Origin of the sequence: Psychrobacter luti (assembly GCF_014192115.1) — a bacterium.
Lineage (GTDB): Bacteria > Pseudomonadota > Gammaproteobacteria > Pseudomonadales > Moraxellaceae > Psychrobacter > Psychrobacter luti.
This window is the reverse complement of the sequence record NZ_JACHXL010000001.1, coordinates 232,229-250,852: the sequence shown is the minus strand read 5'-3', so window position 1 is coordinate 250,852 and position 18,624 is coordinate 232,229. Positions and strand designations below refer to the sequence as shown.

Sequence of the window (18,624 nt, the reverse complement as noted above, 5' to 3'; positions counted from 1 at the left end):
CTTTTTTTGTTGAGTGTTAAGTAGATATTTTAATTAAAATAGTATGCTGATACTGAGTGTCTATCTTCAGGTGCAATTCTTTATATACACATTTAATGTGCCAGCGATTATATCACCGGCACGCAAAGCGAATACAATATTTTAGTTTATCACTGCATGGCTTTTATTCATATACCCTTGGATAGAATGGCTATCGAAGCGCTATGCTTCTTGTCGTATCATTTGGCCGCATCATTATAATGCAGCAACTTTACTCTGCCGATTCTACGCCCATCAGATGTTGCCACTGCGCTTGTACCAGTGCTCGCGTTTCTGTCCATAATGACTCATCAACCAATAACGACTGTTCGGATAATGCCAATTGGTGCGTCGCTGCACGTATGCGTAAATAAGCATCGGTCAAATCCTGACACACCTGTGCCTCCCAAATACCCAAAGTCGCCATCTCTTCAAAAATACGGACGTTGTCACTCCACTTAGTCAAGCTTGGATGCTCATGCGAATAGGCCAGTACTGCAAACTGCGCGAGAAACTCAATGTCTACAATGCCACCAGCATCTTGCTTAAGGTGGAACTTGCCGGCTTGCTGTTGCCATTGACTGGTACCCAAATGTTTTTGCATTTTAATACGCATACTGGTGACTTCAATACGAACTTGCTCAATCGTACGCGGTAATGCCAAAACAGTACGACGAATGTCACAAAAACGGGCGGTCACGCGTTTGTCACCGCAGATTGCCCGCGCCCGTACCAACGCTTGATGCTCCCAAGACCAAGCCTTCTCAAGCTGATAAGTCTCAAACGCATGACAAGAAACCACCATCATGCCGGCATTACCTGAGGGACGCAGACGCATATCGACTTCATAAGCGCGGCCATCACGGGTTTGGGTATTAAGATAGGTCATCAGCTTTTGCGCCAATCGTGCCGCAAACTTCATACCACTGACTGATTTCTCACCCGTGGTCATACCCTGCTCTTTTATTTTATGCAAAAAAACCAAGTCTAAATCTGATGAATATGACAGCTCCAACCCGCCAAGCTTGCCATAGCCAATAATAGCAAAGCCGCAATCCGCTTCTGTGACTGGATCGCCATCTTGGCCAATTGGATAGCCATAGCGTTTGACGATTTCGGCAAAGGCACGCTCAAGCGCGGCCTCGAGTACCACAGCAGCAATATAAGTCAGTGAGTCTGACACTTTCATAATTGGGCGTTCTGCCAATACATCACTGGCAGCCACTGCCAACACTTGGTTCTTTTTAAATAGACGCAGTACGCTGAGTAGCTCTTCTTCATCGTTAGGCTCTACGCGCAATAACTGTTGACGCAAAATATCACGTAGCTCCGGCTTGTCCGGTAAGTGACGATAGCGCTGCTGTAAAAAGGTATCTAAAAGTACGGGATACTGCGCCAATTCTTTTGCAATCCAAGGGCTGGCTGATAACATTGGAATCAGCTCAACGGTGGCATTAGGATTTTCTGCAATCATGACTAAGTAGATAGAACGGCGGCAAATAGCTTCTAGCAAGGTAATTAAACGGGGCAAAGCGGTATTAGCAAGTTGCTGCTGTTCTTGATGCGCAAGTAGCGCATGCACGATTACAGGATAGGCGTTATCCAAACGCTCACGCGCTTCATCGCTCAAATTGGCAACCATTTTTGACTGCCAAAAGCCTTGTAGCAGCGCGCGGTTTTCTTCAGTTAATACCTCATTTAAGCGCGCAACCTGCTCATTTAGATGTTCAGGCTCAAGCTCATCATCCTCTTGATCGGGTATCTGCCGTTCGGTGACCATACGCTCAAACGGTACATTAACATGATAGCGGTGTTGATTGAGTGTCGCTAATAACCCTTCCCAATTATCAAAGCCAAGGGTAAGTGCCAGATTATGCTGCCACTGTGTGTCATGCGGCAAGCGCTGCGTTTGCTGATCATTAATCGCTTGAATACCGTGCTCAAGGCGACGTAAAAAACGATAAGCAGCTTGCAGCTCTTGATAAGTTCTCTCCTCTAAATACTCAAGCTGACAGAGCGCCTGCATCGCCGCCAAACAAGACTTAACCTGTAGCTGCGGATGCCGCCCACCATAAATCAATTGAAAGGCTTGGACGATAAACTCAATATCTCGAATACCACCCGCGCCAAGCTTTATATTATCCAAATCCTCACGTTGAGCGACTTGATTCTGAATAAGAGACTTCATCTCTCGCAGGGCTGAAAAGGCACTATAGTCAACATAATAGCGAAACACAAAAGGCTTAATCAGTGCTTGAATGTCGTCATAAAACGGCTGCTCTATATGCCCAACCACACGGGCCTTAAGCCAAGCAAAGCGCTCCCATGCCCGCCCATGCTGAGCAAAGTATTTCTGTAATGCTGATAAATGAATCGCCAAATCACTGCCATCACCCCAAGGACGCAAACGCATATCGACTCGAAACACAAAACCATCAGCGGTATTATTATCGAGCAGTCTGATAATACCTTGACCAAGCCGCGTCATAAAACGCTTATTATCAATACTGCGCGTGCCTTTTGCTTTGTCACCATCCGTCTCACCGCGCGCCTGATGGACAAAAATAAGATCGATATCACTGGATAAATTCAGCTCATGCGCGCCAAGCTTACCCATCGCCATAATCGCCATATCATCGACTTGCACATTACCTTTAGCATTAATAAAGGTCGGTTGCCCATATTGCGCCATCAGCTGCTGGTAGGTATAGTCTTTGGCAAATAAAATGCAGCCATCCGCAAACTCAGACAGCTCATCAGTCAATTGCTCAAGCTCAATGACGGCCAAGGCATCTTGCCAAATCCAGCGCATCATCAACAGCATACGCAAATGCCGCAAGCCGCTCATCACTTTGTCTTCATTGGCAAGTTGGTAATTCTCATCCAAGGTATAATCTTGAATCAAATCGTCAATTTGCTGGCGTGTTAAGGTGCTTTGTAACGGATAACTGCGCAAAAACGTCTGGCAAGCGCCCGTTCGACTTTGCCAAACCTGATAAGCAAACTCGCTGGCAGTCTGTAGCACTTGTAGCTGCTCTGCTGTGGGCTGAAAGCCTGTACCACTAGGCACGGTAGATAGCATAACGACGACAACTCCTTGCAGCATAAAGCTATAAAAACCACATCAATCGGAAAAATTGTTTTCTATAATGTTAAAACAACGGTATACAATCTTATTTTAGGGTTTTTATAGTAGCATAAATTCTCAACCATGCTATTAACAGCACCCTATTGACTAAAAAATGAGGAACGCACGAAAATTTCATGAATAATGCTACAATAGCTAATGCTTGAAAGGCTTAAAAAACTTGAGTTTTAAGAACCTTAAGGCGCTGCGCTTTTTTCTTCATACTCATTAATCATAGGTGACACCGCGATTATGACGACCACGACTCCGCTATTATTGATTACAGCTGATCCCAGCCATCCGTTGGCGCATATTGCACTACGCTATGCTCGTACTTACTTACAAACCACTGAAATAAATAACCATGATAAAACGGATAATAGCGACCACCATGCAGACCCGCACGCGCCGTTAAATATTTTTTTCTATGCGGATGCTGCCAATACGGCCAATCGATTACGCTGGCAATCAGCAGACCAGATGAATATCACTCAAGAATGGCAAAAGCTTGCCAAACAGTATCAGTTGACACTCCCTGTTTGTGTTAGTACGGCCCTCAGCCGTGGTATTTCAGATAGTGAAAATAGTACCCGTCATCAGTTAGATAGCGAAAATCTGGCAGCTGGTTTTAAGCTGGTTGGACTGAGTGAGCTTGCGATGATGATGCAAAGTGACTGTCGTTTGATACAGTTTTAATGAGCATTGGAATTATAGTTCGCTGTACAAACAATCAGCCCTTAAACAATCAGCTTAGCAATAATGGTTAGCGATACCTAAGATTAGGAAGACATCATGAAATTACTCATTCGCTTGCAAACCCCTACTGAGATGTCAAGCTATGAAGGCTGCGCGCTGGCTTTGACTTTAGCTACTTTTGGCCATGAGGTACAGCTGTATTTGGATGCGCCTGTATTTGGGTTTTTGATGCAGCCTGATTCACGTCTGCACGGCATGATTCAGTCGCTTGAATTATATGACATGCCAGCCGCTTGGTTACCTGACGATGTGTTTAGCGGTTGGATTACGGGTATGCTACCAACTGATTTGGCGACGCAACTGACTTTGATGCCAGAGGTAATAAATTCGCAAGATTTTGACCAGATTCTGGTTTTTTGATACCAGTATTTAGAAATATCAACAATTAAAATTCTAACTTTCAAAACACTATAAATCTCAAATATTAGTGCGAATTTCTATTCTTAACACTTAGCTTAATATGACAACAAATATAGCAAGCAAGCGGACACGATGATTATGGCAACTTTATACCAATTACATTGCACTATGGACACGCTTAGACGCAGTACAGAACAAATGGCATCGACGTGGCGTGCGGGTGACAGCATCATATTATTAGGTGCAACGGTCGCTTTTATTGACTGGTTTAATGCTTACTTGGGTGACCTTGAGAGCATTGAGATAGAAGATATTGCTGCTATTTACGCCCTGACTGAGGATATAGCGCAGCTGAGCGACAATACAAGGTCTAAGCTTAATCTCACTGCCAAATTAACTGCTGTTTTAAGCGATAGTGAATGGGTTGCCTTGACTCAAAACAGTCTTGTTGACGGTAGCAATTTCGATAAAGTGGTAACGATTGCTCTATGAATAATGACAATGCCATCACTCCTATCACAGCAGCGCTCAACGTTGAATTAGACCAAGACGGGCATTTATGTGACCATACGATTTGGACGCCTGCTATCGCGCAGCAGCTAGCTAACACCTTAGAAGTGACTATCAATGCTGAACATTTAGCTATCTTGCAGCAGGTACGCGCATTTTTTGTCAAATTTAATCACGCGCCTGCTACCCGTCCGCTGATTAAATGGCTACAGCAAACCTTACCCGATCATGACATCAGTAATCAAAAGCTACAGCAGCTATTTAATACTGGCTTGGTCGCCCGTCATGTCAATCGTCTTGCTGGCTTACCAAAACCGCCTAATTGTTTATAAAAAACGTACTATAAAAAAAGAGGTTAAAAAAATTAAACCAATGATTTTATTTGACCTTTTTTTAACTTAACTACCTTCTCTATTTCGGATCATAAACCGTCAATGTGCTATAACCGATACTGCGCCCTTCATCGCCGTCAAACCCTTGCTGTCGCCAGACTTCATACAAGCATATTGCCACGCTATTAGACAGATTTAAACTGCGCGAGTCCGCAAGCATAGGCAAGCGCAGCCAGTTATCAGCACCAATATCGGCACGAATATCATCTGGCAGCCCTGCCGTTTCAGAACCGAAAACTAAAGCAATATGATTTGATGATGGCCTAGTAGTCGACTGGTTATCTGTATGGTCAGTCTTCTGCACGCTAAAATCATACTCATAAAATGGCTTGCTGAGCTTAGTCGTAAGCGCGGTAATAATATCGCAACCAGCAGCTTGCAGCGCCTGTTTGGTCATTGCCCAGTCATCATGTACTTTCAGGTGGGCATACTCATGATAATCCAAACCAGCGCGGCGTAGCTTCTTATCGTCGAGCTCAAATCCTAACGGTCTGACCAAATGTAGCTGCGCCCCACTATTGGCACACAGACGAATGATATTACCCGTATTACTAGGCATTTTTGGCGCTACCAACACGATATGGATGGTCATACGAACTCCGTAAATGGTGTGAACTTGATATTGGGCGTATATAGCAGGCGTAATCAAAAGTTACAGTTTACTGCCAATAATTACATTTTGATACTGTGCTCTGATTTTAACTTTGATTATGATGGCTGTAACGGATAACGAGATAATCTAAAAACATTATCATCCTATCCTGCAACCCCTCAGTAAAACTTAAGCAAAATGCTAGGTTTTACTGTTATTACTTATAAAACCCTGTCTTTTTTGAGGAAAAAATTATGAAAAAATTGGTTATCGCATCTTTGGCTGCTATGTTTGTATTAACTGGTTGTAATACTTTTAAAGGTCTAGGTCAAGACGTATCAAGCGCTGGTAGTGCTGTAAGTGGTACTGCACAAGAAGTACAAAACAAAATCTAAGTTTTAAACATTTAGATTACTTAAAGGGCTTATCATTGATGTGATAAGCCTTTTTTAATCAGTTAGATTTTTTATTATATAAACTAAATTAATATACTATTCTATAAAAATGCTCTTAATATTTGATTGAGATATCTTTTGCCAAGTTCTGTCGGTTGCAGCTGTTCAAGACTATCTATTAGTAAACCTTGCTCGATTAACTTAGCAACTTGCCTTTCAATGCTGTCATAGCTTAGACCCGTACGTGCTTTAAATAACGACCATGCTACGCCATCGTGTAAACGTAAAGCATTGAGCATAAATTCACTCACCAATTCCTCTTCATCAATAGCTTGCCAGCCAACCATTTTTGGCGCTATTATTAATGCATTACCTTGCTGACTATCTTGTTTATTTTCCATATAATCTTTTGGCATACGAGATTTACTAAAGCGATAAATACCTGCTTGAGTGTTTTCGTTATCTATATCCCATTCATAAGACGTCAGCTCATTGCTGATATTTTGTCCGATATTGTCTTGTCCAACCGTTACTTTACCGTGCGCCCCAGCGCCAATTGCCAGATAATCGCCAAACTGCCAATAATTGACATTGTGACGGCAGGGTCTATCGGTCGCACCTGCCCATGCCGACACTTCATAATTGTAATAGCCCAAACTTTCAAGCAATGCCTGACCCGCTTGTTCAATATCTGCCAAGCTATCCTCATCGGGTAAAATCGGCTGACTGCGATAAAACACAGTATTTGGCTCAATCGTTAGCTGATACCAAGAGATATGAGTCGCGCCTGCTTCATGCGCCATTTGAATATCGTCTAACGCCTCGCTCATAGTTTGCTGCGGTAGCCCATGCATCAAATCCACGTTTACGCGCTCAAATCCAGCGCTACGAGCGGCTTTAATGGCAGAAAGCGCTTGGGTTGGATTATGAATACGCCCCAGCGTGGTGAGCTGCTCAGCAGAAAAGCTCTGTACACCAATCGAAAGACGATTTATCCCTACGGCTAAATACTCAGCAAATGGCGCATGCTCAAGGGTGCCTGGATTGGCCTCCATCGTTACTTCAATGTCATCTGCAAACTTAAAAATCGCTCGCAAACCGTTAAACAGACGTTGGTACTGGATAATAGGCAGCAGCGACGGTGTACCACCACCGATAAATATGGAGCTGATCTCACGTCCTTGGGTCAATCTCTGTTGCATAGCAGCATCTTGCAATAGTGCATCTACATACTCATCATACATAGACAGCTGACTGTCTACTGGTAGCTCATGTGAATTAAAATCACAATAAGGGCATTTTTTGACACACCATGGAATATGAATATAAAGTGCCAACGGAATATCTCTGATATTGAGCACGCTTGTATTATTACGATTAACAGATCCAAGATTGTTAGAAAAATGAGACGATTTGATATTTGACATAAGCGGACTTATCTATAAAGGGGTAGCTGCGGTCATAAGCAGAAAGTAGCGCTAGGATAACGGCTGTGCGAGCTAAAGAAAAGCATAATCATCATAAATCAGGCATAAATCAGTGACACAAACTGGCTTTTAAGCTGATAGCTAGAAAAGCTTAATAGACATATAAGATGAGAATCTATGATTAGCAGCTTTTAAAATCATCACTACTAGAATAATAACTCTTAAAAGGATAATGACTATGGCCTATTGGCTTATAAAATCTAATCCAAGCTGTTTTAGTATAGAAGACTTACAACGTGCAGGCACAGAAATGTGGGATGGCGTCCGTAACTACCGCGCCCGTAACTTTATGCGTGACGATATGAAAATTGGTGATAAAGCGTTTTTCTACCATTCAAGCGCCAAGCCTTCTGGTATCGCTGGTATCGTGACCATTAGCAAGACTGGATATCCTGATACTACTCAGTTTCATCCCGAACATCGCCATTATGACCCTAAAGCAACTGAGGATGAGCCGCGCTGGTATATGGTCGATGTGACTTTCGAGCAAGCTTTTATGGATATATTGCCCTTAGCGCAACTTAAGTTTTTACCGACGCTTGAAGATTCCTTGTTGCTGAGAAAAGGCTGTGAGCAGCTGACCATTCTTCCGCTTGAACCCAAGCATTGGAACACGATTATAGATATGGCAGAAGAGCTTAATCTCATACCGAATGAGGCTAACTCTATTTGACGCTTACTGCCTGGCTTACGACGCCTTAAAATTCAAGAAAGAAGCTATGCTTTAGTTTTAACAAACACTTCTAAAACGTTGACATTCGACTTTAGCCTGTTTACCATTTCTCTCATCATGACCTGTCAATTCTGCTTGCGAATTGACGGGTTATTTTTATTTTAGGCTTGCCAATTTTGTTTTTTTACTTAGCTAGCCTATTGTTACTTAGATTGGGCTTGCTCATATTATTTATCGGAGTATTATCGTCGCACCAATCCTATTTTACTGTCTTGCTATTAACTTGTTGATGGCAGCATTTGCTCATCTACAATCATTACCGCAAAGAATAAAAAGTTGCTTATTATGGTTTTCCCATTATCTTTCAGAGATTTTAAAAGTTATAGCTTACGCTTAGGCGTACTTGCACTCCCTATTTTAATTACCCAGTTTTGCCAAGCCGCGCTTGGGGTTGTCGATGCCATTATGGCCGGTCAAGTCTCTGCCCTTGATTTGGCGGCAGTGGCCGTCGGTTCCGGTATTTGGCTGCCATTATTCTTATTGGCAACAGGTATTTTGATTGCCACGACGCCGCTTATTGGTGAAGCAATCGGTCAAAACCAGCACAGCCAAGTACCACACATCACCCAGCAGTCTTTATGGACGGCTGGTGTTATCGGCATCCTCGGTTTTATTATTGTTAATTTAGCACCCAATATACTTGGGGTGATGGGTGTGCCTGAAAACATTCAACCCATCGCTTCCCAATATCTACGTGGGGTATCGTTCGGTTTCCCTGCGATTGCGGTCTATGCGGTACTGCGCAGCTATTGTGAGGCGCTTGGTCGACCGGAGCCTGTGACGGTTATCAGTATCATCGGACTGCTTGCTGATATCCCGCTTAACTATATTTTTATCCATGGTCTATTTGGCATGCCTGAGATGGGCGGCGCTGGTTGCGGAGTGGCAACCGCAATAGTCCTTTGGATTAACGTCATCCTATTAGCAACTTATACCAGTTTTACTAAGCGCCAGCAGTTTGCCAGTACACGCTTCTTTTATGCTTTTGCCAGTCCCAATCGCACGCAAATAAAAAAACTATTAAAGCTTGGTATCCCGATTGGTATTTCTATCTTTTTTGAAGCCAGTTTGTTTAGCTTGGGAGCCTTGGTAATAAGTCCCTTAGGCGAGCTTGCAACCGCCTCGCATCAGGTAGCGCTATCGGTGACCTCGCAGCTGTTTATGATTCCCATCTCAGTCGCGATGGCGCTGACGATTATGGTGTCCAACCGCTTTGGTGAAAAAAACCTGATGGCATTACGTCAGGTGCAAGCGACGGGTTTGATATGGACAGTAATGATTGCCCTTACTTGTATGCTTGGTATTTGGTTATTTAGACCGCAATTGGCCGCCGCATTTACCGACAATCCCGATGTTACAGCGCAAGCCATGCATCTACTTATCTTTGCGCTGGCTTATCAGTTATTTGATGGTTGGCAGGTCAATGTCGCCGGTATATTACGCGGTATGCAAGACACCACCATACCGATGTGGGTAACGCTATTTTGTTATTGGCTTGTTGCCCTACCACTTGGTATTTATCTGGTACGCTTTACTGACGTTGGCGCACAAGGTTTTTGGATGGCACTTATCACCGGATTATTCCTCTCTTCCATCTTGCTTACCATACGTTTGCGCTATCAGCAAAAACGTTTAACGATGATGTGGGCTTAATGCCGTAATTGCTTTTATCCAATCGTAGCGTCTAGTAACCATTACTAGCGCTACCTTGTCACATAGACTATGATAAATCATTGAGTATTTCTTACGCTTAAGAATAGCTTACGTCATAATATGTAAAAAAACTCAGTTAACAACTGTACATCGATTGCTCATTGGCGTGAATATAGGTATCATTAGCAATTACCAACACAATATTTAGTTACACTATTTTCTCGAATTTAGTACAAGGCAAAAATACAATTATGGATATTGAAAAAATACGCACCCTGATCGCACTCATGGAAGAAAGTGAGCTGGTTAATTTAGAAATCAGCTCAGACGATGAGCATATTAGCTTAACTCGTCACTATGATGCGCCTGCACCAACGATGATGGCCGCTCCTGCTGTTGGCGCTGCGCCAATCGCTGCTGAAGCCACAGCAACTATCAAAGCTGGTAGCGTTGAGACATCGCCGATGGTTGGTGTTTTCTATTCCGCCCCAAGTCCTAACGATCCACCGTTTGTAAAGGTTGGACAAAAAGTACAAGCGGGTGACACGCTTGGTATTATTGAAGCTATGAAAATCATGAATCCTCTTGAAGCGACTCAAAGCGGTATTGTGGATGAAATCTTAGTGAACAACTCTGATGTTGTGCAGTTTGGTCAGCCGGTCATACGCTACAAAGCGTAACGCTGTTTTCCAACCCTTACTTTGTAATGATTGAGACCTCGTTATTATTGATACGACATCAGCGCTCAATTTACCTAAATGAGTTGTATCGTCATTTATTTTTATGATGTCTAAAATAGCGACTTTATCAATGACTGCCGCTTCAACAAGGATGACCCCATGATAAAAAAACTGCTCATCGCCAATAGAGGTGAGATTGCCCTACGTATCGTTCGAGCTTGTAAGGCGCTCGGCATAGAGACTGTCGGCGTCTATTCTACCGCTGATGCAAATTTGATGCACTTACGCTTTGTTGATGAAGCAATCTGTATTGGCAAACCCAATGCCAACCAAAGTTATCTTGATATTAATACCATTTTGACCGCTGCTGAAATTACTGGCGCTGATGCCATTCATCCTGGTTATGGCTTTTTAGCTGAAAATGCTGAGTTTGCTGAGCGTATCGAAGAAGCTGGATTGACCTTCGTTGGTCCTAACGCCGATCATATCCGCTTAATGGGCAATAAAGTTTCCGCCATCAATGCCATGAAAAAAGCAGGTGTACCCACGGTACCCGGTTCAGTTGGTGCGGTGACCATGCACAATGCAGAAGAGCAAGCACGTAATATTGGCTTTCCGCTCATCATTAAAGCAGCTGCAGGCGGTGGTGGTCGTGGTATGCGCGTCGTTGAGCGCTTTGAGGAAATTATTGGTCAGGTGCAAGCGGCAAAGCAAGAAGCTGAATTGTGGTTTGGCGATGATACCGTCTATATGGAGCGTTATCTACAAAATCCGCGCCATGTAGAAGTACAGGTACTTGGCGACGGCAATGGTAATGCTATTCATCTTTATGACCGTGACTGCTCTTTACAACGCCGCCATCAAAAAGTATTAGAAGAAGCCCCTGCCCCTGATATCCCTGACGATGTACGTCAGCCTATCCTCGATGCCTGCGTCAAAGCTTGTAAACTGGTCAAGTATCGCGGTGCTGGGACATTTGAGTTTTTATTTGAAAACAATGAATTCTTTTTTATCGAGATGAATACACGTGTACAGGTTGAGCATACCATTACTGAGATGATTACAGGGATTGATGTGGTCGTTGAGCAGCTTAAAATCGCGGCGGGCTACGGATTATCTTATCGTCAAAGCGAGATTGAGGTTCAAGGGCATGCGATTGAATGTCGTATCAATGCTGAAGATCCAGTGACTTTTATGCCATCACCCGGTACTGTCACTCAGCTGTACTCACCTAGTGGGGCTGGCGTTCGCTTTGATTCACATCTCTATCCAGGCTATGAGATTCCAAGCTACTACGACTCGCTCATTGGCAAGCTTATCTGTCATGGTCAAACGCGTCAGCAAGCAATATCTAAAACATTGCATGCACTTGATGAATTGGTGATTGAGGGTATTAAAACCAATATACCGATGCATCGTGATGTGATTTTGGCTGATGACAAATTTGTCCATGAGGCACAAAATATTCATTATCTTGAAAGAGAATTATTAACGGCCAATAAAGACAAGGCTGATTCGTAAGCTTTCTAAACTCTGTTGTTTTACAGCAAAGTTAATAAAAAAACCGCTATCTATTTGGATAGTGGTTTTTTATTGCGTCTGGTTTTTATAAATCAGAGTTTCAAATTTCACAGATGATAATTTATAGATGACAATAAAATATTATGGCAACACTCTAGTGAAATTCATAAAGCACTCGGTACCATCAGGGTCGGCACACCACTGCATCTGATTGCCGTCATGGTTTAAAAATGCAATCAACGCTTCATCGGTCTGATCTATCTGGTTGCCTGAGCAATCTACCTCATTATTATCATAGACCGTCTTGAGAGCAATAATAGGCAGACCCTCTTCACGGTGGGTGACTAAATAACGACCGTACGTCCATTCTTTACCGCTGACCGCCCACATCTCATTATCCGCAGCAAAGTTATATAACTCACGGCATTGATTGGATTTAGCTGCTGAAGCTATGAGCTTTTGACTAGTGCTCGGCTTGATATTAACAATACGCTTCTCATTTTGAGTCAGTAGTCCATCTTTCGTATCAGCATTTACTTTTGGTTCAGCACTTTTTTCTTTTTGCTGCTTTGACGCCGCTTGTCTGGCCTCCGCTTCTTTAGTCATTGTGATGCTACTGTCTAAATCTATCTCCCACTGTCCAGCAATAGCGGGACTAATATGCGTGGTAATCGTGGGCTTACTAACGACTTCACCATTCGCTGGCAATGAAGCTAAAATAGATGCCAATGTAAATGAAGCAAATGATATAGGTTCCATAATTAACCTTGTTTTTCTAGTATTATAATAATGAATGATATATACATTAGCGTAAGTCTTAGACACTAAAAACACAAGTAACATTATGCTATTAGTCGTAAAGACGCAGTTGAGCACTCACTTAGTTATAATGATTTCAATATAAAAACGGTACCTTTAAAATAGCGTTCTGCTAGGATGAATTCTTACATAAAAAATAACGTCATGGCTGACTTGCTAATTGCAAAAGCCATGACGCTATAAATTATCGTATTGAATCAACTGTCTTAATATTAATAGTATGAAACTTATTAAGCAGCGACAGTATTTACTGCCTGAGCAAAGGCGGATAAAGCACCTTTAAGCATCGCCGATACGGTACTGCTACAAGTACCAATCCCTGAATAAACATCGCCGTCGACATTTAGTTGAATGTAAGCAGCAGCGTTGGCATTGGTTTTGTTGTCATTATTGGTATCATCATCAATGCCATCACCGCTATTATGCTGCGGATTAATTGCATGCTCAGCGTAATTAATGACATGAATAGATTTACCCGTGTGCTGTGCAAGTCCGTCAATAAATGAAGACAAAGGACCGTTACCCGTACCATCAATAGTGATGGCGTCACCATTCATCTGTACTTGACCGTTAAAGTACACCTCGCCACCTTTATTATTAATACTATAATCTAAAAGCTCAAAGCTGCCTTGCTGCAAATAAGTGTCTTCAAAGGTTTGTAAGATTTCATCATTCTGCAGTTCACGAGCAGCGCTTTCCGCTTGTTTTTGCACGACACCACTAAAGTCAATCTGCATCCAACGTGGCAAGTTAAAACCATAGTTACGCTGTAAGATATAAGCAACACCGCCTTTACCAGATTGGCTATTGATACGAACCACGTCTTGATAGCTGCGACCGATATGCGCCGGATCAATTGGTAAGTACGCCACGTCCCAAACATTTTCGGTCTGCTCGGCATGCTGTTCATTATAATCGAGGCATTTTTTGATAGCATCTTGATGTGAGCCACTAAAGGCGGTAAAGACCAATTCGCCAACATACGGATGACGAGGATGGAGTGGCAAGTTGTTACACTCACTCACCACCTGTACAATTTCACTCATATTACTAAAATCGAGCTCTGGATCAACGCCTTGGCTAAACAAGTTCATTGCCATGACCATGATATCCATATTGCCAGTACGCTCACCATTACCAAGCAAGGTTCCTTCAATACGATCAGCACCAGCAAGCACACCAAGCTCAGCAGCAGCTACCGCACAGCCACGGTCATTATGGGTATGCAAACTGATAGTCACATGCTCACGTTTGGCAAGATGACGGCAGAAATACTCAACTTGATCAGCAAATACGTTTGGCGTTGATGCTTCAACCGTCGCGGGCAAGTTTAAAATCACTTCTTGACCATTTTCAGGCTTCCAAACATCACAAACTGCGTCACAGACTTCGACCGCATATTCCGTTTCAGTTTGGCTAAAGCTTTCAGGTGAATACTGGAATACCCATTCTGTTTCTGGATATTTGGCTGCATATTCAACCAATAAATTAGCACCGGTAATCGCAATCTCTTTAATTTCAGCTTTATTTTTACCGTATACTTTTTCGCGTTGGATACGGCACGTTGAGTTATAAACGTGAACGATGGCACGTTTCGCTCCTTTTAATGACTCAAAAGTACGAGCAATCAAATGCTCACGCGCCTGCACCAAAACTTGCAATGTGACATCAGCAGGCACATGGTTTTCTTCAATTAACTTACGTGCAAAATCAAACTCAACTTGTGCCGCTGATGGGAAACCAATTTCAATCTCTTTAAAACCAACGTCCACTAAGGTTTTAAAAAAGCGCATCTTTTGTTCAATCGTCATCGGATCAATCAGTGCTTGATTACCATCACGCAGATCCACGCTTGCCCAAATTGGTGATTTCTCAATCGTTTTGCTCGGCCAGCTGCGATCTGTCAGCACAGGTGCAAATGCAAAAGGGCGATATTTACGGAAATCGAAAGCGGCGTTTTTTGGGGTAACTTTTGCAGAGGTACTGTCTGCATGGCGTGTTGCTTGATTAGGCATAATCAATCCTTAGATAACATAAAGAGCTGAGTTGAATTGTAGATTTTAGCTGGGCAACTAATGACCAAATCATTCTTTATCATACGAGATAATAAAAGTTTATGCCATTATAATAACAAAGTTTCTGCGTTAGAAATCAGCTTTATTTCAACCAAAACTATAGTAATTTAGTGAAAAAACATACAATTATGACTATAATTGCCTTAATTCACCAATAAGATGATATTCGATGTTAAATAACCATACGGAAAACTCTTTCGCTATAGATATTGACGACACCGACAAACAGTTATTACGCTTATTACAAACCCAAGCACGTATGAGTATTACCGAGCTTGCCGAGCGGGTCAATTTATCTGCCACCCCTTGCGCGCGCCGTATTAAACGCTTAGAAGACTCAGGTATTATCACAGGCTACCATACCCAGACAGACGCACAAAAACTCGGTTACCCTCTAGCGGTATTTATCGCGATCAGTATGGATCGCCATACTGCCGACCGTTTTGAGCATTTTGAAGAAAAAATTCAAAGTTTCGATGAGTTGGTTAGCTGTAGTATTGTCACCGGTCGCACTGAAGATTACTTAATCAAAGTGCGTGTACGCGATATGGCGCATTATGAAGAGTTTTTATTGCATAGGCTCAATCGTATAGAAGGCGTCGCCCAAGTGCATACCAGCTTTGAGCTACGGGAAGTGTTTAGCCGTAGCGTGGTTTAATTTGAAGTTAATAAGGCTGTGGCTTTTAACTTTCTTTTAATTCTAGTTATCAATTAAATGAGGAATGGCGCTGGGTTTGACGCTGAAAAAAGAAGACCAGTAGCAACCCTACTAATAAACCGCTAGCAGCGACCAATAACCCCGCATTAAAATTGTCATGTTTACCTGCCAGCGCTACCGTGACCAGTGGCCCTATGAACTGCCCTACTGCATACGCCAAAGTTGCCAGCCCAATCAATAAATTTGAGTAAGCGGGATTGATATTTTTAATCAAATTGAGCGTCATTGAAACCATACCGACAAAGGTTAAGCCCAAAATCACCGCATTACCGTATAAACCAAGAGCACCATCAGACCATATTGGCAAACACATACCAAACGCTTGTAATAACGTTAAACCCATCAAAGTTTTGGTTTCGCCAATTCGCCTAGCAAGCGCGCCCCAAATAGGGTTCGATAGCATGGCAAAGATGCCTACCACAAGCCAAATCAGTAACCCTGCATAGCTTTGTGTCGTAAGACGCTGAGTTGCCATCACCGGCAGAAAAGTCGCCGAAGTAATATACCCAAACCCTGCCAGCACATAACTTGCCGACAGTAATGCAATCGCCTTGGTATGACCGGCCGCCGCTTCATATAAAGAACGTTTAAAATTAAGATAAGTTTGCTGTACAGATATGCGCTGATTGCTGTGGTTTGATTCAGCGGCTTGTTGCTGAGAATATTTAAATTGGGATGTTGGTGATTTACATACTTTTGATGAAGATGCGTTTTGCGGTCTGATGGCATAGAGCAGCCATAATAACGGTAGACTGATAATTCCTGCTGCCAGCCAAATGATATCGAAATGATAGCCGAGCGTTAACAAGCACCAAGTCAATACAGCAGAGGCGCTAATACCGACGCCAATACCCGCATAATGCAAGGCTGAGAGTACCGAGCGGCGCTCCTCACTAAAGCTTTGAATCACCAAAGATGAGCTCAAAATCATTGCCAATCCACTGGCGATACCAGATAGCAGCCGGATGAGATACCAGAGATTTAATGACATATTTGGTACCACCAATAGCATGGTGGTAACGATACTGACTGCTGTCCATGCTATGAGCATTTGCCATGTCAAACGCTGGGGCACAAACATCGCAATGAGTGCGCCAATGAAATAACCACTATAATTGACCGAGGCCAGCCAACCTGCAATGACCGTCGATAACGATAATTGAATCATGATATCAGGTAAGGTTGCGGTAAATAAAAACCGCCCAAACCCCATAACTACCGCCATACAATACAGCCCTATACAAGCAACCGCCATTTCATTGGTAATGATAGTAACAACACGGCTTTTAAATACAGTCATCATGACAGAGCCATTTTGTGGCGAGAAGCACACAATCCTTTGTGTTAAAAGCAGTTTATATACAGCCAATCAAAGAAAGAATAAAAGAGTTCTAAATATAACGCTTAGTATTAAGAGATATTTCGGATTGAACGACTTGCCTGCTCAGCTGTTTCTGCTTGACCTAACATTTGCACCCGCTGATCGCTAAACATATCCATATCGGGAGCAAGCGTGCGCATAAAGCGATCAAAATAGAGCATTTGCTTGGTCAATAAGGCAAAGTCACGTGGGAAATGAATACCATGACGCTTGCCGACCTCAACAATCTCTAGCATCATTGTATTTAACTCATCGGCTTGCTCTTTACTATTAAAAGGCACACCACTGGTAAAAGCCTTGTCCTCAGCCATAATGGTTTTCATCATGCGCTGCAAATCATTGCCCAATGCCACCACATCTACCTGATTGTCGCTATGGGTCATCTCCATATCAATCATATGGCGCGCCATTGCTTGATAATCACTGTCTTGCATCGCTTGCATCATACCCATACAGGCGCGCCAACTCTCAGCCTTTAATTTACCAACGATACCGAAGTCTAAGAAGCCAATACGCCCATCAGTTAATAGCATCAAATTGCCCGCGTGCAAATCCGCATGGAAACTATTGCATAGCATAAGACTGGCAAACCACGTATTAAGCGTATCTGCCATTACTTGTGCAGGGTCATTACAATACTGACGCATGGCTGATTCATCTACCATAGAGACGCCATATAAGCGGCTCATAGTCAGTACACGCTTGGTGGTGAGCTCTTCATAGACGCTCGGCGCAACGACGCGTGTATTTCCTGATATCGCTAAAAATTGCTGGAAATCGCGAATATTTTGCGCCTCAGCGATAAAATCGGTTTCAGCAAGCATCCGAAGACGAATCTCATCAATGATTGGCGCAATGCTGGCAAAGCGCATAGAAGGCATTAACAGCTCAACCAACTTGGTCACACCATGCAAAACTCCCAAATCGGTTTGCATAATGGTTTCAACGCCCGGTTTTTGCACCTTTAATACCACTTCATCGCCATTATGCAAACGCGCCGCATGAACTTGGGCAATAGAGGCTGATGCCAATGGCTTTGTGTCAATATGAGCAAACATCTCCTCAAGCGTTAACCCATCAACAGCCAGCTCTTCTTTCAATACCTGTTCAATATAAGTGTAGGATAAAGGCGTCGTTTGATCCAGACAGCTTTGGAATGCTTGCACATATTCACGCGGGAATAGTGACGGCGTACTGGCAATAAATTGCCCAATTTTAATGTAAGTCGTACCTAATTGTTCAAAGGTTTCCTTTAGCAGCATGGCATCAGGTTTTTCACCTCTTGCGACTCTAAGCGCTGACAAACCAGCAACGCTTGCCGTTTGGCGAACACGATTAACGACATTAAAGGTATGCTTTAATAAATGCGGACGATGAATTTTCATAAAAAACAACTATGGTAATAAA

General features: G+C 42.9%; 17 protein-coding genes. 10 read left to right on the top strand and 7 right to left on the bottom strand.

Annotated features, from left to right (window positions below; translation table 11 throughout):
- Positions 1–250 precede the first annotated feature (250 nt).
- Entirely contained in the window at positions 251–3,100 is a 2,850-nt protein-coding gene (gene glnE / locus FHS24_RS01005; RefSeq protein WP_183617951.1) for a bifunctional [glutamate--ammonia ligase]-adenylyl-L-tyrosine phosphorylase/[glutamate--ammonia-ligase] adenylyltransferase, read from the bottom strand.
- A gap of 297 nt (positions 3,101–3,397) precedes the next feature.
- Between glnE and tusD the strand changes: the two genes are divergently transcribed.
- From tusD to FHS24_RS00985, 4 genes are all read left to right on the top strand, one after another.
- Positions 3,398–3,841 carry a sulfurtransferase complex subunit TusD gene (tusD, locus tag FHS24_RS01000; RefSeq protein WP_183617949.1) on the top strand — a complete coding sequence of 148 codons (444 nt, stop codon included), beginning with the start codon at positions 3,398–3,400 and terminating at the stop codon, positions 3,839–3,841.
- Positions 3,842–3,937: 96 nt separating this feature from the next.
- Positions 3,938–4,261 (top strand): hypothetical protein, encoded by a 324-nt coding sequence (locus tag FHS24_RS00995; protein ID WP_183617945.1) that lies wholly within the window; start codon positions 3,938–3,940, stop codon positions 4,259–4,261.
- 138 nt (positions 4,262–4,399) lie between these two features.
- Positions 4,400–4,753 carry a hypothetical protein gene (locus tag FHS24_RS00990; RefSeq protein ID WP_183617943.1) on the top strand — a complete coding sequence of 118 codons (354 nt, stop codon included), beginning with the start codon at positions 4,400–4,402 and terminating at the stop codon, positions 4,751–4,753.
- Entirely contained in the window at positions 4,750–5,103 is a 354-nt protein-coding gene (locus FHS24_RS00985; RefSeq protein WP_183617941.1) for a TusE/DsrC/DsvC family sulfur relay protein, read from the top strand. The genes FHS24_RS00990 and FHS24_RS00985 overlap by 4 nt, the downstream gene beginning before the upstream one ends.
- Positions 5,104–5,182: 79 nt before the next feature.
- Here the strand turns inward: FHS24_RS00985 and FHS24_RS00980 are convergent, their stop codons facing one another.
- Positions 5,183–5,755, bottom strand: coding sequence for a tRNA (cytidine(34)-2'-O)-methyltransferase (locus tag FHS24_RS00980; protein ID WP_183617931.1), 573 nt, complete (start codon positions 5,753–5,755; stop codon positions 5,183–5,185).
- 254 nt (positions 5,756–6,009) lie between these two features.
- On the opposite strand from FHS24_RS00980, the gene FHS24_RS00975 reads away from it, so the two are divergent.
- Complete coding sequence (locus tag FHS24_RS00975) at positions 6,010–6,150, top strand: entericidin A/B family lipoprotein (protein ID WP_011280495.1); 141 nt, start codon at positions 6,010–6,012, stop codon at positions 6,148–6,150.
- Between the two features lie 101 nt (positions 6,151–6,251).
- Here the strand turns inward: FHS24_RS00975 and hemW are convergent, their stop codons facing one another.
- Positions 6,252–7,577: a radical SAM family heme chaperone HemW gene (hemW, locus tag FHS24_RS00970; protein ID WP_183617929.1), complete on the bottom strand. Its 1,326-nt coding sequence runs from the start codon at positions 7,575–7,577 to the stop codon at positions 6,252–6,254.
- A gap of 238 nt (positions 7,578–7,815) precedes the next feature.
- On the opposite strand from hemW, the gene FHS24_RS00965 reads away from it, so the two are divergent.
- From FHS24_RS00965 to accC, 4 genes are all read left to right on the top strand, one after another.
- The gene (locus FHS24_RS00965) at positions 7,816–8,310 is read left to right on the top strand and encodes an EVE domain-containing protein (protein WP_183617927.1); all 495 of its coding nucleotides are present in this window, start codon (positions 7,816–7,818) and stop codon (positions 8,308–8,310) included.
- A 345-nt stretch (positions 8,311–8,655) separates the two neighbouring features.
- Entirely contained in the window at positions 8,656–10,023 is a 1,368-nt protein-coding gene (locus FHS24_RS00960; protein ID WP_183617925.1) for an MATE family efflux transporter, read from the top strand.
- A gap of 251 nt (positions 10,024–10,274) precedes the next feature.
- Positions 10,275–10,703, top strand: coding sequence for an acetyl-CoA carboxylase biotin carboxyl carrier protein (gene accB, locus FHS24_RS00955; RefSeq protein ID WP_183617924.1), 429 nt, complete (start codon positions 10,275–10,277; stop codon positions 10,701–10,703).
- 159 nt (positions 10,704–10,862) lie between these two features.
- The gene (gene accC / locus FHS24_RS00950) at positions 10,863–12,224 is read left to right on the top strand and encodes an acetyl-CoA carboxylase biotin carboxylase subunit (protein WP_183617923.1); all 1,362 of its coding nucleotides are present in this window, start codon (positions 10,863–10,865) and stop codon (positions 12,222–12,224) included.
- A gap of 141 nt (positions 12,225–12,365) precedes the next feature.
- Here the strand turns inward: accC and FHS24_RS00945 are convergent, their stop codons facing one another.
- Positions 12,366–12,983 carry a hypothetical protein gene (locus FHS24_RS00945; protein WP_183617922.1) on the bottom strand — a complete coding sequence of 206 codons (618 nt, stop codon included), beginning with the start codon at positions 12,981–12,983 and terminating at the stop codon, positions 12,366–12,368.
- A 290-nt stretch (positions 12,984–13,273) separates the two neighbouring features.
- Positions 13,274–15,058, bottom strand: coding sequence for a 2-isopropylmalate synthase (gene leuA, locus FHS24_RS00940; RefSeq protein WP_183617921.1), 1,785 nt, complete (start codon positions 15,056–15,058; stop codon positions 13,274–13,276).
- A 229-nt stretch (positions 15,059–15,287) separates the two neighbouring features.
- On the opposite strand from leuA, the gene FHS24_RS00935 reads away from it, so the two are divergent.
- Entirely contained in the window at positions 15,288–15,776 is a 489-nt protein-coding gene (locus tag FHS24_RS00935) for an Lrp/AsnC family transcriptional regulator (protein WP_183617920.1), read from the top strand.
- A 49-nt stretch (positions 15,777–15,825) separates the two neighbouring features.
- Here the strand turns inward: FHS24_RS00935 and FHS24_RS00930 are convergent, their stop codons facing one another.
- Together FHS24_RS00930 and FHS24_RS00925 are read right to left on the bottom strand one after the other, a co-directional pair.
- The gene (locus tag FHS24_RS00930; RefSeq protein ID WP_183617918.1) at positions 15,826–17,139 is read right to left on the bottom strand and encodes a YbfB/YjiJ family MFS transporter; all 1,314 of its coding nucleotides are present in this window, start codon (positions 17,137–17,139) and stop codon (positions 15,826–15,828) included.
- Positions 17,140–17,246: 107 nt separating this feature from the next.
- Positions 17,247–18,602, bottom strand: a complete 1,356-nt coding sequence (locus FHS24_RS00925) for an ABC1 kinase family protein (protein ID WP_183617916.1) — start codon at positions 18,600–18,602, stop codon at positions 17,247–17,249.
- Positions 18,603–18,624: the final 22 nt, after the last annotated feature.

Bases quoted from the DNA above. Each gene is read 5' to 3' on its own strand.
- glnE (WP_183617951.1), bottom strand. From the start codon at position 3,100: ATGCTATCTACCGTGCCTAGTGGTACAGGCTTTCAGCCCACAGCAGAG.
- tusD (WP_183617949.1), top strand. From the start codon at position 3,398: ATGACGACCACGACTCCGCTATTATTGATTACAGCTGATCCCAGCCAT.
- FHS24_RS00995 (WP_183617945.1), top strand. From the start codon at position 3,938: ATGAAATTACTCATTCGCTTGCAAACCCCTACTGAGATGTCAAGCTAT.
- FHS24_RS00990 (WP_183617943.1), top strand. From the start codon at position 4,400: ATGGCAACTTTATACCAATTACATTGCACTATGGACACGCTTAGACGC.
- FHS24_RS00985 (WP_183617941.1), top strand. From the start codon at position 4,750: ATGAATAATGACAATGCCATCACTCCTATCACAGCAGCGCTCAACGTT.
- FHS24_RS00980 (WP_183617931.1), bottom strand. From the start codon at position 5,755: ATGACCATCCATATCGTGTTGGTAGCGCCAAAAATGCCTAGTAATACG.
- FHS24_RS00975 (WP_011280495.1), top strand. From the start codon at position 6,010: ATGAAAAAATTGGTTATCGCATCTTTGGCTGCTATGTTTGTATTAACT.
- hemW (WP_183617929.1), bottom strand. From the start codon at position 7,577: ATGTCAAATATCAAATCGTCTCATTTTTCTAACAATCTTGGATCTGTT.
- FHS24_RS00965 (WP_183617927.1), top strand. From the start codon at position 7,816: ATGGCCTATTGGCTTATAAAATCTAATCCAAGCTGTTTTAGTATAGAA.
- FHS24_RS00960 (WP_183617925.1), top strand. From the start codon at position 8,656: ATGGTTTTCCCATTATCTTTCAGAGATTTTAAAAGTTATAGCTTACGC.
- accB (WP_183617924.1), top strand. From the start codon at position 10,275: ATGGATATTGAAAAAATACGCACCCTGATCGCACTCATGGAAGAAAGT.
- accC (WP_183617923.1), top strand. From the start codon at position 10,863: ATGATAAAAAAACTGCTCATCGCCAATAGAGGTGAGATTGCCCTACGT.
- FHS24_RS00945 (WP_183617922.1), bottom strand. From the start codon at position 12,983: ATGGAACCTATATCATTTGCTTCATTTACATTGGCATCTATTTTAGCT.
- leuA (WP_183617921.1), bottom strand. From the start codon at position 15,058: ATGCCTAATCAAGCAACACGCCATGCAGACAGTACCTCTGCAAAAGTT.
- FHS24_RS00935 (WP_183617920.1), top strand. From the start codon at position 15,288: ATGTTAAATAACCATACGGAAAACTCTTTCGCTATAGATATTGACGAC.
- FHS24_RS00930 (WP_183617918.1), bottom strand. From the start codon at position 17,139: ATGATGACTGTATTTAAAAGCCGTGTTGTTACTATCATTACCAATGAA.
- FHS24_RS00925 (WP_183617916.1), bottom strand. From the start codon at position 18,602: ATGAAAATTCATCGTCCGCATTTATTAAAGCATACCTTTAATGTCGTT.